This window comes from Burkholderia sp. MS455 (genome assembly GCF_016899445.1).
Classification (GTDB): domain Bacteria; phylum Pseudomonadota; class Gammaproteobacteria; order Burkholderiales; family Burkholderiaceae; genus Burkholderia; species Burkholderia pyrrocinia_C.
The window spans coordinates 923107-936258 of record NZ_CP041779.1 but is presented as its reverse complement, the minus strand read 5'-3'; the positions used below and the strand labels follow the sequence as shown (position 1 = coordinate 936258).

Sequence of the window (13152 nt, the reverse complement as noted above, 5' to 3'; positions counted from 1 at the left end):
TTTTTCATTTCCTGCCGGCCGGAACCGCGCGGTACGCGTCAGGTTACGCGCCGAGCTCCGAATGGTCGCCGTGCGCCTGCTTCGCGGTATCGACGCTCGCGTCGTCCTGCGGCGACGTTTCCTTCGACGCCGTCGTCTTCGCCGACGTCGCGGTTTCGAGCGTCGCACGCACGCGCTTCGCGCCGCCTGCCGATGCCGTTACGGCAGCGGCCGTGACGATCGGCTTCGCCGGCGCCTGCGGTGCATTGACCGGCACGCTGCGGCCGTGCGACACGTCGCGCAGCCGGCCGCGCTCGGCCATCACCTTCGCGCCGTATGCGTTGTCGTCGGGGTTCGTCGAGCCGTTGTACAGCCGCAGCCCGTTCGCGAGCGAGCCGCCGCGGGCGATGCAGTCCTTCAGCACGAGCGCGCCGACCTGGAGGTTCGCGAGCGGCTGCAGTGCGGTATCGGTGCCGCCGAAATACTCGAACTTGTCGGAATGGACCTTCGACATGACCTGCATCAGGCCCTTCGCGCCGACGCCGCTTTCGGCGTAAGGGTTGAAGCCCGACTCGATCGCCATCACGGACAGCAGTAGCAGCGGATCGAGGCCGACGTCACGGCCGGTCTGGAACGCGGCCTTGACGAGCTGGCCGAGCGGCTCCTGTGCGATGCGGTAACGGCGCGACAGATAGGTCGCGACGAGCGCCTGTTCGCGGTTCGACGCGAGCGCACGATCGTCGCGCGCGTCGGCCGGCACCCGCTGGGTCGGGATCAGTTTCGCGAGCGCGACGGGCGACGGGCCGTTGCGGGCCGGATCGGACGCATCGCCCTGCGCAGCGGCTTCCGGTGCGACATCGAGGCCGACCGCAAGCGCGTCCGTTTCGGGACTCTCTTCCTGCTGCGGCTGCGCGCCGGCAGGCGCGAAATTCGGCAGCGGATGGCCGGACAGCAAACGGGCAGGCCCGGCCTGCACGGCCGCGGATACGACCGGCATCAGCTTCGCGGCAAGCGTGCCGCGCACGGTTGGCAGCAGCCACAGTGCAAGTGCAACCGCGACAGCGAGACAGCCGACAACGCTGAATAGATGGTGACTGACACGCGTCCCGCGACGCAGCATGTCGCGCACGATTTGCGCATGCTGCTCAGTGGGACGCCACGATAACCAAGCGTTCATTCAGATCATCTCCCATGAACATGACTCGTGCGGCTCGCTCAGCTCGATGGCGAGACAGAAACGCGCCGCGGAATCACGACGCCGCACGCCTTGGTTGGGACGTGCAAGCATCGGGGAAACGGTATAAGTACCGTTCGAGGCCACGGTGTAAGAAGGCCGACGCCTTCGCACACTGGGCGAGACGGGCATACGCGGTGGCACCCACGCAAAAAACCAGCGTCTGGTAGCGCTGGCTGGGACTACGACTAAGGCCGTCGAATACGCCGTGCAGGGTTCGGCGGACGGTGACGCGCTGCGTCAAAGATCGGTGATTGGCGGCTCGAAGCCTTTTACCCTGCAACCAATGTGAGCGGATTCTAGCAGGGTTTTATAGATCGTCAACACTATAAAATCTCAAAATCATAACAAAAAGTAATTTAAAGCCGCCCTTCAGATCGGGAGCCCCGTGCCGTAGGGCGTTTGCGCGCGATCGACTTTTTTCGCGGCCGGGCGTCCATGCGGCGGCCCGGGTAAAATCGTCGGTCGATTCGGGGCCGCAGCCGGCCGCTGCGCCCGCCCACCGTCGCCCGCCATGCGGGCGGCCCGGACCTTCTTCATGAAATACAAAGACTTACGCGATTTCATCCAACGCCTCGAGGCGCTCGGCGAACTGCGGCGCGTCACGCAACCCGTGTCGCCCGTGCTCGAAATGACCGAGCTGTGCGACCGCGTGCTGCGCGCCGGCGGCCCTGCGCTGCTGTTCAACGCGCCGCCCGGCAATGCGTTTCCCGTGCTCGGCAACCTGTTCGGCACGCCGCGCCGCGTCGCGCTCGGGATGGGCGTCGATGCAGGCGACGATGCCGCGCTCGGCTCGCTGCGCGATCTCGGGCGCCTGCTGTCCGCGCTGAAGGAGCCCGACCCGCCGAAGAGCCTGAAAGACGCCGGCAAGCTGCTGTCGCTCGCGAAGGCCGTGTGGGACATGGCGCCGAAGTCGGTGTCGTCGCCGCCGTGCCAGGAGATCGTCTGGGAAGGCGCCGACGTCGACCTGCACAAGCTGCCGATCCAGACCTGCTGGCCCGGCGACGCGGGGCCGCTCGTCACGTGGGGCCTGACGGTCACGCGCGGTCCGAACAAGTCGCGCCAGAACCTCGGCATCTACCGCCAGCAGCTGATCGGCCGCAACAAGCTGATCATGCGCTGGCTCGCGCATCGCGGCGGCGCGCTCGACTTCCGCGAATTCGCGCTGCAGAACCCCGGCAAGCCGTATCCGGTCGCGGTCGTGCTCGGCGCCGATCCGGCCACGACGCTCGGCGCGGTGACGCCCGTGCCCGATTCGCTGTCCGAATATCAGTTCGCCGGCCTGCTGCGCGGCAGTCGCACCGAGCTCGCGAAGTGCCTGACGCCCGGCGTCGACACGCTGCAGGTGCCCGCACGCGCGGAGATCGTGCTCGAAGGCTTCATCCATCCGCAGGACGGCACCCCTGCTCCCGCTCCGGCCGCCGCGCCGCCGCGGCCGGCCGGCAATGCGTCCGCCGCGTACGAACACGCACTCGAAGGGCCGTACGGCGACCACACCGGCTATTACAACGAGCAGGAGTGGTTCCCTGTGTTCACCGTCGAGCGCATCACGATGCGCCGCGACGCAATCTACCATTCGACCTACACGGGCAAACCGCCCGACGAGCCCGCGGTGCTCGGCGTCGCGCTCAACGAGGTATTCGTGCCGCTGCTGCAGAAGCAGTTCACGGAGATCACCGATTTCTACCTGCCGCCCGAAGGCTGCAGCTACCGGATGGCCATCGTCCAGATGAGGAAGAGCTACGCGGGCCACGCGAAGCGCGTGATGTTCGGCGTGTGGAGCTTCCTGCGGCAGTTCATGTATACGAAGTTCATCGTGGTCGTCGACGAGGACGTGAACATCCGCGACTGGAAGGAAGTGATCTGGGCGATCACGACGCGCGTCGACCCCGTGCGCGACACGGTGATGGTCGACAGCACGCCGATCGACTATCTCGACTTCGCGTCGCCGGTTGCCGGTCTCGGCTCGAAGATGGGGCTCGACGCGACCAACAAGTGGCCCGGCGAGACGAACCGGGAATGGGGCCGTCCGATCGAGATGGATGCGGCCGTGAAGGCGCGCGTCGACCGGCTCTGGCAGGAGATCGGACTCTGAGGCCGTACGGCCGGCGCCCGCCGGCCCGTGCATCGCACCCATCACCAGAACGACGAAGATGAGCTTTCCTCCCGCCTCGATGCTGTCCGACGGTTTCTTCCTGTCGCTGTCGCTGTGTCTCGACATCGGCCTCGTGAACGTCGCGATGCTGTCGCTGACGCTGTCGCACGGCTTCCGGCCGGGCTTCTGGCTCGGCGTCGGCTCGTGCGTCGGCGATCTCCTCTACGCGGCGCTCGCGCTCGCGGGGATGGCCGTGCTGCTGCAGTTCGAGGCCGTGCGCTGGATCGTGTGGATCGGCGGCGGCGCCGTGCTGCTGTTCCTCACGTGGAAGATGACGCGCGAAGCGTTGGCGCCGGCCAGGTCGGCAGACGACGCGGACGAGGCACCGCCGCCGCGCGCAAGCGCGCGGCGCAGTTTCCTGCGCGGGATGCTGCTCGCGATGTCGTCGCCGAGCGCGATCCTGTGGTTCGCGGCGGTCGGCGGCGCACTGATCGCAAAAGCCGGCGCGACCACGCCGGCCACCGCGTCGGTGTTCCTGTCGGGTTTCTTCCTCGGCGGCCTCGCGTGGACGCTCTTCATGTGCACGCTCGCGAGCCAGGGCCGCAAGCGCGCGGGCGCCGGACTGATGCGCGCGTGCCACGTCGCGTCGGCGCTGCTGTTCGCGTATTTCTCGTACAGCGTGATCGTCGGCGGCTACCGCGACCTGATCGCGCACGCGGCGTAAGCGAAGCCGACCTGCACGAGCCGCGCGTCGAGCGGCGGCACTAATAAAAAACGGCGCAGCGCCCCTCGCGGGACGTTGCGCCGTTTTGCCACGCGCGGTCAGGCCGCGCGGGACGGATCAGCGACGCCAGTAGCCGTGATGGCCCCAGCCGCCGTAGCCATGACGCCAGTACGGGCGGCCGTAGTAACCGCCGTAGCCGCCGACGACCACGGCGGGCGGAGGCGCATAGTAGGCCGGTGCCGGTGCGTAGTACACGGGCGGGGGCGGCGGCGCGTAGTACACGGGCGGCGGTGGTGCATAGACCGGATACGCGGGCGCGACCGGGATACCGATGCCGACCCCGATCGACACGTGAGCCTGCGCGGCGCTTGCGGCACCCAGACCCAGCGCGGCGGCGGCGATGAACGGAATGAGCTTTTTCACTTCGATTCTCCTGCTGGAGCGGTATTTTATGCGCTCCTGTCGGCAACGGCGGGCATGCACGTCGCATGGAAGCAATGTAGCGAAAACCCGCCTCTCGCGTGTTTCGCATTTGTTGCAAATTGCAATTGCAGGCGGCCGGAGCCGCCGTGCGGCGTGGCTTCCGCGGCCTGCGGCGACCCTTGCAGGTCGCGCGATTCCGTCCGACGAGTCGGGGCGCGACGCGACGGCCGGTCAGTCTTACCGGATACGGCACGCGCGGCGGGCATGCGCACGTAATGAACGATTACAAATTTGAAACAGGACGCCGACGATTCAAGAGGACCGCGCGCACGACATGTTTCGGGGTCGGATTCATCGATCGGAATTCAACCGTAGCGCCGGACGCAAATACGCGTGCGAATCGTGCCGCACGCCGGTAATGAACACATGCGTCCGCGCGGCAATCGACCTTCCACGACCACACCTTCATTCCTGCGATACTGGCGGCTGCTTCGTTTTCGCTTACGTCCGCCGCCATGCCTCTTCCCGACACACCCCGTCTCGGCTTCATCGGCGCCGGCCGCCTCGCGCGCTGCGTTGCGCAGCGCTTCGCGCAGGCCGGCTTTCCCGTTGTCGCGATCGCGAGCCGCACGCCCGAATCGGCCGCGGCGCTCGCCGCGCGCATCGCCGGCTGCCGAGCCGTCGACACGCCGCAGCAGGTCGCCGACGCCGCCGACCTGATCTTCCTGACGGTTCCCGACGACCATCTCGCGTCGACCGCCGCGGCGCTCCGCTTCGATGCATCGCGCGCCGCCGGTCAGGCAGTCGTCCACTGCAGCGGCGCGTCGGCGGTCGCGCTGCTCGATCCGGCGAAACGGCAAGGCGCGGCCACCGGCGGCTTCCATCCGCTCTACCTGTTCGGCGGCACCGACGCCGACCTCGCACGCATCGACGGCTGCTCGGTCACGATCGAAGCCGACGGCGCGCTGCACGCGACGCTGATGCGACTTGCCGCCGCACTCGGCTGCCATCCGCTGTCGATTCCGGCCGGCGGCCGGATGCTCTATCACGCGGCCGCGCATTACGCGGCGAGCTTCGCGCTGTGCGGGCTGTCGGAAGCGGTCGAGCTGTGGCGCGGCCTCGGTTTCGACGAGGAAGCCGCGCTGCGCGCACTGCTGCCGATGCTCGCCGGCACAATCGAAACCGCGCGCGACAAGGGGCTCGCGAACGCGCTCGCCGGCCCGGTGTCGCGCGGCGATACCGGGATCGTCGAACGCCAGCTCGCGCTGCTCGAAGCGCGTGGCGGCGATCACGCGACGCTGTACGCGCTGATGACGCGCCGTGCGGTCGCGCTCGCCGCGAAGCGTGCCGCGCCGCCGGCGTCGCTGCCGGCGCTCGCCGAAGCCGTCGAAACGTCGCTCGCGCGCACGGCCGCGCCCCCCTCCCCGTCGCAAGACGAGGCGTGATAAGGTGTCGGCCGATGCGCCGCCATCCGGCGTTGGCGGCCGCACGCTACTCGACTGTATAAAAAGGATGCCAACGATGTTCGGCGAGATCGCCCGTTTTCTGCTCAATACCGTCTTCACGCTGTTCGGCGCCGCGCTGATCCTGCGCGTCTGGATGCAGGCCGTCCGCGTGCCGCCGTACAACCCCGTCACGCAGGCCGTGCTGCAGGCGACCAACTGGCTCGTGCTGCCGCTGCGCCGCGTGATCGCGGGCGTACGCGGCATCGACTGGGCCAGCGTCGTCGCCGCGCTGCTGACCGCGCTCGTCTACGTCGTGCTGATGGTCGTGATGGCCGGCTTCGACCCGGCCGCGGTGATCCCGACGCTCGTCGTGGTCGCGCTGCTCACCGTCGTGAAGTGGGCACTCAACCTCGTGATCTGGATGACGATCCTGATGGCGCTGCTGTCGTGGCTCAACCCGCGCTCGCCGGCGATGCCGATCCTCTACCAGCTCACCGCGCCGTTCCTGAACCCGCTGCGCCGCATCATCCCGAACCTCGGCGGCATCGACCTGTCGCCGATCCTGCTGTTCGTGATCGTGCAGGTGCTGCTGATGATCGTCACGCGCGCCGCCGTGTCGCTGACGATCTTCGGCATCTGACCGACGCTGCCCCCTACGCCGCCGGCCCCTGCGCCGGCGGCGCGCCGAGCGTGTCGATCACGCCGAAGCGCGCAGGAATCATCGCGTAGCACACGCGCACTTTCTCGCGCGACAACCGTTCGAGCAAACGCTGCGCCTCGTCCTCGGTGACGATGAATTCGACCTCGATCGCGAGCGAACCCTGCAGTTCGAAGAAGCGGTCCTCATGCAGCACACGATGCTGGCCGAAGCCGGCCATCGCGCGAAACGCGGAACCGCCCGCGACGCCCATCCGGTTCGCCTCCTCCAGCAGCCATTCCCACAGCGGCTTCCAGTGCAGCCGGTGCTGCTCGTGCACATAGAAACGCAAGAACACCCTGTCCATCGCTCCCTCCGATGGCGGCACGCTCAGGCCGCCGCGAGCCACGCGCGCGCGGTCCACATGCCGAGCGCCGTCAGCGCGAACGATCCAGTCAAGTGTAGGGCAGCCACCGCAAACGCCCATCCGAATTCGCCCTGCAACGCATGCGTCATCACTTCGACCGAATAGGTCGAGAACGTCGTGAGGCCGCCGAGGAAGCCCGTGATCACGAACAGCCGCCACTCGGGCGGCAGCCCGACGCGGGTCGTGAACACGACGGCGGCAATGCCGATCACGTAGCCGCCGATCAGGTTCGCGGCGAGCGTGCCGAGCGGCACCTCGGGAAAGAATGCGTTGAGCGCGAGGCTCAGGAACCAGCGCAGCAACGCGCCGAGCCCGGCGCCGACGAAGATCGCGACGATCGAATAGAACAAGGGCACTCCTCGCTGACGACGCCGCGTGGCGGATGCGGCCTACGCTGAACTGTATGCGGAATCGCGCCGCGGCGGCAACGCCGGCGGAGCGGGCCGTCATACGCCGGATCGTGTCGCACGGGCGCGATGCATTTCATTATTCCCGCGAATCCGCCGCACTCGATATTTTCCGATGCATTACGCAGGACATTACAAATAAATTAAAAAAACAGATTGATTATCTAGCCGCATTTTCAAAATCGGCAAAGCCGCTTCGCACGCTGTGCGCCAACGTTGAAAATCCCATATTTCACGGGGCTTCCGCGTAGTTTCCCTTATCAGACATTCCCGTATCCGGCCGATATTTCATGCAATTGACTTCGCCGATTTTGTAGACTTGTTCCGCCAACCCACTCCATCGACATGGAGACTCGAAAAATGAACAATATCCGCCCGTCATTCATGTTGATTCCGGCACTGTGTGCGTCGCTGCTCGCATCGAGCGTCGCGCTCGCCGACGGCAACGGACCGCCGTCCTACGTCGAAGGCAACCGCGCGCCGAAAGGATACGCGCGCCCGCCGTTCCACACGAAGCCGCGCGCGAGCACGGCTTCGATATCCGGCCTCACGCCCGCGCTCGCCCGACACGCGTACGGGTTCGACACGATCGCCAACCAGGGCGACGGGATGGTCGTCGCGATCGTCGACGCGTACGACGACCCGAAGATCGAGGCCGATCTCGGCGTGTTCAGCAACGCGTTCTCGCTGCCGGCCTGCACGTCGTCGAACGGTTGTTTCACCAAGGTGTACGCACGCGGTACGCGGCCCAGGACCGATTCGGGCTGGGCGCTCGAGATGTCGCTCGACGTCGAATGGGTGCATGCGATCGCGCCGAAGGCCAAGATCATGCTCGTCGAGGCCGCGTCGGCCAGCTTCAGCGACCTGCTGGCCGCGGTCGACGTCGCGGTCACGCGCGGCGCGTCGGTCGTGTCGATGAGTTTCGGCGGCAGCGAGTTCGGCAGCGAGACCGGCTTCGACAGCCACTTCAACGTCGCGGGCGTCACGTTCGTCGCATCGTCCGGCGACAGCGGCACCGGGACCGAATACCCGGCCGCGTCGCCGTACGTGGTGGCGGTGGGCGGCACGACGTTGTCCATCGATGCGTACGGCAACTACGTCGGCGAGGCGGCGTGGAGCGGCAGCGGCGGCGGCGTGAGCACCGTCGAGGCCGAGCCGGCCGGCCAGACCGCGTGGCCGGTTCCGGTCGCCGGCAAGCGCGGCGTGCCCGACGTCAGCTACGACGCGAATCCGTCCAGCGGTTTCGCGGTGTACGACTCGGTCACCTACCAGGGGCAGGCGGGCTGGTTCCAGGTCGGCGGCACGAGCGCGGGCGCACCGCAATGGTCGGCGCTCGTCGCGATCGCGAATTCGCTGCGCGCGGCGTCCGGCAAGAGCCGGTTGAGCGGCACCTACGACTCGCTCTATACGGTCGGGAAAACCGCGTACGGCAGCGATTTTCACGACGTGACGACCGGGTCCAACGGCAATTGCGGCAGCGTCTGCAACGCAGCCGGCGGCTACGACTACGTGACGGGTCTCGGTTCGCCGCAAGCGCCGTCGCTCGTGCAGGCGCTCGTCGCCCGGCCGTAACTACCCGGCCGCCGCCGGTCGGTCCGCGGCGCGGCGTTCAGCCGCCGCGCCATGCGCGGTCGAGCGCGGTCAGCGTCGCCAGCGCACCGCCCTTCAACCCGATCACGTCCGCACGGCGCGCATGCGCTTCGCGCGCGTTGATGCGGATCACGTCGGCGCCGAGCCGCTCGCTCAGCAGGCGCACGGTCGGAATCGCGGTACCCGCGCCGATCTCGACCACGGCGACGCGCCCGGCCCGCGCGATCCAGTCTTCCAGCGCACGTTCCTGCGCGTCGTAGCGCGCGCCGAGCCAGCCGGTGTCGCCGAACATCAGGATGTTCGGCCGCGCGAGGCCCCCGCAGCGCGGACAGCGCGGCGCTTCGCCGACCAGCCGGCAGGTAGCTTCGTCGACGTCCGGCACGAACGGCGCCGCGTCCCACGTGTCGTCCGAGCATGGCCGCAGGCACTGCATCGCATGAATCGAGCCGTGGATCTCGACGATCCGCGCCGGATCGAAACCGGCCTTCTGGAACTGGCCGTCGACGTTGCTCGTCAGCACGAAGCCGCCATTCGGCATCGCGTCGATCCAGCGACGCAGGATCGCGAAACCCGCATGCGGCACCGTCGCGCGGTAAAGCGCGAGACGGTGCCCGTAGAACCCCCACGCGAGTTGCGCACGCGCACGGAACGCGTGCGGCGATGCGATCTCGTGGAATTCGAAACGCTCGTGGCGCAGCGCCGGATACGCACGCCAGAAGCCGTCCGTGCCGCGAAAATCGGGCAACCCGGAATCGACGCCGATGCCCGCGCCGGCCGTCACGAGCAACGCGTCGGCGCGCGCGAGCGCGTCAACGGCGGCAGCGACGAGATCGGCGGGAAGCTGCGCGGCGGCAGCGGTGGAGTCGTCGGAATCGGGGAACGGCATGATGGGGCGGCGGTAACGTCGAACGGTGCGCGGGCGGCGTCGCGATCATACGCCGGTTCGGGTGCCGTGCCGCATGCGCGATGCACAGGCACGACGCGATCGCAACGTCGTGAGTCCGCGCGGCGCCCGGCTTTTCCCGCTGCAGCCGACGCAGCGAAGCCCGGGCAACGTCGCGATCCGCCCGCCTCCCCGCCTGCTCAGCCATCCGAATCGTCTTGCGCGACCGGAATCTCGTCGACCGCGAAATAGACCGGCTTGCCGAGCTGCCGCGCGAGGCTGACGTCCGCATCGGCGCCACGCGACGCGCCGTCGATCCGCCATACGGCATCGCAGCGCCGCAGCAGCCGGTGCGCGGCCGGATACAGGAACGCCTCGCTGATCTCGTCGCCGACCTGCCGCGACCCGGCCGCGACCGCGAGCGGCAGCGACACCCACTCGCCGATCATCGGCACATGCCCGCGGCGATACACGGCGAGCGCCGCCGCTTCCAGCCGGTGCAGGTTCGCGGCGATGCGCGCCGGGTCGCCGTCCGTGCCGCTGCGATAGGGGCCGGCGACCAGCACGAGCAGCGGCGTCATGCCGTGCGCGCGCCGGCGGTTTCCCGCAGCGCGACGTACTGCAGCAGCATGATCGTCTTCGCGTCGACGATCTCGCCGCGCTCGACCGCGTCCAGCGCCGCCTGCAGCGGCATCTCGACGACCTCGAGATCCTCGCCCTCTTCCGCGACGCCGCCGCCGTCGCCGGTGCGCAGCGACGCATCGTATTCGCCGACGAAGAAATGCAGCTTCTCCGTCACGGACCCAGGGCTCATGAACGCCTCGAACACCTTGCGCACGCCGCGCACGCGATAGCCGGTCTCCTCCTCGGCCTCCGCACGGATGCGTGCTTCGGGCGTCGCATCGTCGAGCAGGCCGGCAGCGGCTTCGAGCAGCATCCCGTCGTGCCCGCTGACGAACGCCGGCATCCGGAACTGCCGCGTCAGCAGCACGTCGCCCGTGCCGGCATTGCGCAGCAGGATGGTCGCGCCGTTGCCCCGGTCGTAGGTCTCGCGGCTCAGGCGCTGCCACGTTCCGTCGCGGCGCAGGAAATCGAACGTCACCTTCTTCAGCACATACCAGTCATCGGACAGCACCGTCGTATCGACGATGCGCACGCGATCCCGCGTTGCAGCCATCGCAGCCTCCCATTCGACAAAAGACGGCGCCCATGGTAACGTGCATATTCGTGCAACTTCAAGACATTTCGTGCAAACACGATGCTGACGACGCAACGCAAGAAAGCGATCCTCGATACGCTCGCGCGCGACGGCCAGGTGCTGGCCGTCGAATTGAGCGCGCAATTCGGCGTGTCCGAAGACACGATCCGCCGCGACCTGCGCGAGCTGGCGGCCGAAGGCCTGCTGCAGCGCGTGCATGGCGGCGCGCTGCCGGCGTCGCCGGCCGTCGCGCCGTTCGCGCAGCGCGAGGTGCTCGAAACGGCGGAAAAGCGGCGCATCGCACGCCGGGCCGCGCAGATGATCGCGCCCGGGCAAGTGGCGATCGTCGACGGTGGCACGACGTCGGCGCTGCTCGTCAGCCAGTTGCCGGCCGACCTGCGCGCGACGATCGTCACGCACAGCCCGAGCGTCGCCGTCGCGCTGGCCGCGCATCCGTCGATCGACGTGATCCTGATCGGCGGGCGACTCTACAAGCATTCGATCGTCGCGGTCGGCGCCGCGGCGATGGAAGGCATCGCGCGCATCCATGCTGATCTTTACTTCATGGGCGTCACGGGCGTACATCCAGTCGCGGGGCTGAGCACCGGCGATTTCGAGGAAGCGGCGATCAAGCGCGCGCTGGCCGAACGCGCGGCCGAGACGGTCGTGCTCGCGTCGCAGTCGAAACTGCGCGCGGCGTCGCAGTTCGTGATCGGCGACATCACGCTCGCGCAAACCGTCGTGGTCGAGAAGGAAACCGAAGCCGCGCTGACGAAGCCGATCGAGGCCGCCGGCGTGACGGTCGTGCGAGCATAGCGGCAGCGGTTCGAATCCGTGCGGTTGCGCAGGATCTCGACTGCGGGCTTTCGTCACGCCAACGCCGCACCGATGTCAGCGTGCTGACAGGCGCCGCTTGCTAAGATGGGCGCCCGCCCGATCGCCACGCGCCGCACGCACGATGCCCTCGCCCTCCGCCACAATTCCGCCTGCACCGCCCGCAGGCGATGCACCGCCGCCCGGCGTCCTCGCGCTGTTCGTCGCGTTCGCGCAGATCGGCCTGACCAGCTTCGGCGGCGGGCTCAGCGGGCGGATGATGCGCGACTTCGTGCACGAGCGGCGCTGGCTCGACGAAGAGGCGTTCCTCAACGGCCTCGCGCTGTCGCAGGCGCTGCCGGGCGTCAACGTGAAGAACCTCGCGATCTGGATCGGCTACCGGCTCGCCGGATGGCGCGGCGCGGTGGCCGGCTTCACCGGCATCATCGCGCCGCCGGCCGTGCTGATCGTGCTGTTCGGCGTCGCGTTCTCGACCCTCACGCGCTTCCCGCTCACGCATGTCGCGCTCGCCGGCGCGGCGGCCGCGGCGATCGGGCTGTCGATCTCGATGGCGATCACGGCCGTGCGCCGGCTGCCGCGCCGCGCTTTGCCGTTCGCGGTAATGACGCTCACCTTCGTGTCGGTCGCGGTGCTGCACTGGCCGCTCGTATGGACCGTGCTGGTCGGCGGCACGCTGAGCGTCGCGCTCGAATACCGCCGCGCGGCCGCCGCGCCGACCGGGAACGACAAGCCATGACCGCGTCGCAACGCTACGCCGCGCTGTTCGGCGTGTTCGCGCCGCTGTCGATCGCGACGATCGGCGGCGGACAGACGATCATCGCCGACCTCCAGCGGCAGATCGTCGACGTACATCACTGGATGACCGCCACGCAGTTCGTGAACGACTTCGCGATCGCGCGGATGGCGCCCGGCCCCGGCTCGCTGCTTGCCACACTGATCGGCTGGCAGGTGGCCGGCTTCTGGGGCGCGGTGATCGCGACGCTCGCGCTGTTCGGCCCGACCGCGTTCCTGATCTACGGCGTCGCACACCTGTGGCGGCGACACCAGGGCGCGCGCTGGCAGATCGCGCTCGAAGCCGGCCTGCGTCCGGTCGCGGCCGGCATGATCGTCGCGTCGGTGTGGGTGCTGCTGCAGGCGCTCGACGGCGGCTGGCCAGCACGCGCGATCGCGGTCGCATCGACGCTGTGTGTGATGGTTTCGCGCATTCACGCGCTGCTGCTGATCGCCGCGGGCGCGCTGCTGCTCGTCGGCGTGCACGCGATCGGCGGCGTGTAGC

General features: G+C 68.4%; 15 protein-coding genes. 8 read left to right on the top strand and 7 right to left on the bottom strand.

Annotation, left to right across the window (positions count from 1 at the left end; genetic code table 11):
• Nucleotides 1–43: 43 nt before the first annotated feature.
• Entirely contained in the window at nucleotides 44–1156 is a 1113-nt protein-coding gene (locus FPJ27_RS23490; protein WP_072436130.1) for a lytic transglycosylase domain-containing protein, read from the bottom strand.
• 595 nt (nucleotides 1157–1751) lie between these two features.
• On the opposite strand from FPJ27_RS23490, the gene FPJ27_RS23485 reads away from it, so the two are divergent.
• Both FPJ27_RS23485 and FPJ27_RS23480 read left to right on the top strand, forming a co-directional pair.
• Nucleotides 1752–3308 (top strand): UbiD family decarboxylase, encoded by a 1557-nt coding sequence (locus FPJ27_RS23485; protein ID WP_204425951.1) that lies wholly within the window; start codon nucleotides 1752–1754, stop codon nucleotides 3306–3308.
• A gap of 58 nt (nucleotides 3309–3366) precedes the next feature.
• The gene (locus tag FPJ27_RS23480; protein ID WP_204425950.1) at nucleotides 3367–4032 is read left to right on the top strand and encodes a LysE family transporter; all 666 of its coding nucleotides are present in this window, start codon (nucleotides 3367–3369) and stop codon (nucleotides 4030–4032) included.
• A gap of 117 nt (nucleotides 4033–4149) precedes the next feature.
• On the opposite strand, the gene FPJ27_RS23475 is transcribed toward FPJ27_RS23480, so the two are convergent.
• The gene (locus FPJ27_RS23475) at nucleotides 4150–4455 is read right to left on the bottom strand and encodes a hypothetical protein (RefSeq protein ID WP_027783774.1); all 306 of its coding nucleotides are present in this window, start codon (nucleotides 4453–4455) and stop codon (nucleotides 4150–4152) included.
• 515 nt (nucleotides 4456–4970) lie between these two features.
• Between FPJ27_RS23475 and FPJ27_RS23470 the strand changes: the two genes are divergently transcribed.
• A complete protein-coding gene (locus tag FPJ27_RS23470; RefSeq protein WP_204425949.1) occupies nucleotides 4971–5900 on the top strand; it encodes a DUF2520 domain-containing protein in 930 nt (309 codons plus the stop codon).
• A 76-nt stretch (nucleotides 5901–5976) separates the two neighbouring features.
• Nucleotides 5977–6540 carry a YggT family protein gene (locus FPJ27_RS23465; RefSeq protein WP_072436135.1) on the top strand — a complete coding sequence of 188 codons (564 nt, stop codon included), beginning with the start codon at nucleotides 5977–5979 and terminating at the stop codon, nucleotides 6538–6540.
• Between the two features lie 13 nt (nucleotides 6541–6553).
• On the opposite strand, the gene FPJ27_RS23460 is transcribed toward FPJ27_RS23465, so the two are convergent.
• Together FPJ27_RS23460 and crcB are read right to left on the bottom strand one after the other, a co-directional pair.
• Nucleotides 6554–6904, bottom strand: coding sequence for a DUF190 domain-containing protein (locus tag FPJ27_RS23460; protein ID WP_034183430.1), 351 nt, complete (start codon nucleotides 6902–6904; stop codon nucleotides 6554–6556).
• A gap of 23 nt (nucleotides 6905–6927) precedes the next feature.
• Nucleotides 6928–7314 carry a fluoride efflux transporter CrcB gene (gene crcB, locus FPJ27_RS23455; protein ID WP_072436136.1) on the bottom strand — a complete coding sequence of 129 codons (387 nt, stop codon included), beginning with the start codon at nucleotides 7312–7314 and terminating at the stop codon, nucleotides 6928–6930.
• A gap of 417 nt (nucleotides 7315–7731) precedes the next feature.
• Between crcB and FPJ27_RS23450 the strand changes: the two genes are divergently transcribed.
• The gene (locus tag FPJ27_RS23450; RefSeq protein WP_204425948.1) at nucleotides 7732–8943 is read left to right on the top strand and encodes a S53 family peptidase; all 1212 of its coding nucleotides are present in this window, start codon (nucleotides 7732–7734) and stop codon (nucleotides 8941–8943) included.
• A 37-nt stretch (nucleotides 8944–8980) separates the two neighbouring features.
• Here the strand turns inward: FPJ27_RS23450 and FPJ27_RS23445 are convergent, their stop codons facing one another.
• The 3 genes from FPJ27_RS23445 to FPJ27_RS23435 all read right to left on the bottom strand — a co-directional run bounded on the left by FPJ27_RS23445 (nucleotide 8981) and on the right by FPJ27_RS23435 (nucleotide 11021).
• Nucleotides 8981–9847: a Sir2 family NAD-dependent protein deacetylase gene (locus FPJ27_RS23445; RefSeq protein ID WP_204425947.1), complete on the bottom strand. Its 867-nt coding sequence runs from the start codon at nucleotides 9845–9847 to the stop codon at nucleotides 8981–8983.
• Between the two features lie 197 nt (nucleotides 9848–10044).
• A complete protein-coding gene (locus FPJ27_RS23440; RefSeq protein WP_204425946.1) occupies nucleotides 10045–10425 on the bottom strand; it encodes a DUF4406 domain-containing protein in 381 nt (126 codons plus the stop codon).
• On the bottom strand, nucleotides 10422–11021 hold the full coding sequence (locus FPJ27_RS23435) for an NUDIX domain-containing protein (protein WP_048243154.1): 600 nt from the start codon (nucleotides 11019–11021) through the stop codon (nucleotides 10422–10424). The genes FPJ27_RS23440 and FPJ27_RS23435 overlap by 4 nt, the downstream gene beginning before the upstream one ends.
• An 81-nt stretch (nucleotides 11022–11102) precedes the next feature.
• Here FPJ27_RS23435 and FPJ27_RS23430 point away from each other — a divergent pair, with 81 nt between their 5' ends.
• The 3 genes from FPJ27_RS23430 (at nucleotide 11103) to FPJ27_RS23420 (ending at nucleotide 13151) form a co-directional block, all read left to right on the top strand.
• Nucleotides 11103–11858 (top strand): DeoR/GlpR family DNA-binding transcription regulator, encoded by a 756-nt coding sequence (locus tag FPJ27_RS23430; protein WP_204425945.1) that lies wholly within the window; start codon nucleotides 11103–11105, stop codon nucleotides 11856–11858.
• A gap of 142 nt (nucleotides 11859–12000) precedes the next feature.
• Nucleotides 12001–12612 carry a chromate transporter gene (locus FPJ27_RS23425; protein WP_204425944.1) on the top strand — a complete coding sequence of 204 codons (612 nt, stop codon included), beginning with the start codon at nucleotides 12001–12003 and terminating at the stop codon, nucleotides 12610–12612.
• Nucleotides 12609–13151 carry a chromate transporter gene (locus tag FPJ27_RS23420; protein WP_072436142.1) on the top strand — a complete coding sequence of 181 codons (543 nt, stop codon included), beginning with the start codon at nucleotides 12609–12611 and terminating at the stop codon, nucleotides 13149–13151. The genes FPJ27_RS23425 and FPJ27_RS23420 overlap by 4 nt, the downstream gene beginning before the upstream one ends.
• Nucleotide 13152 lies beyond the last annotated feature (1 nt).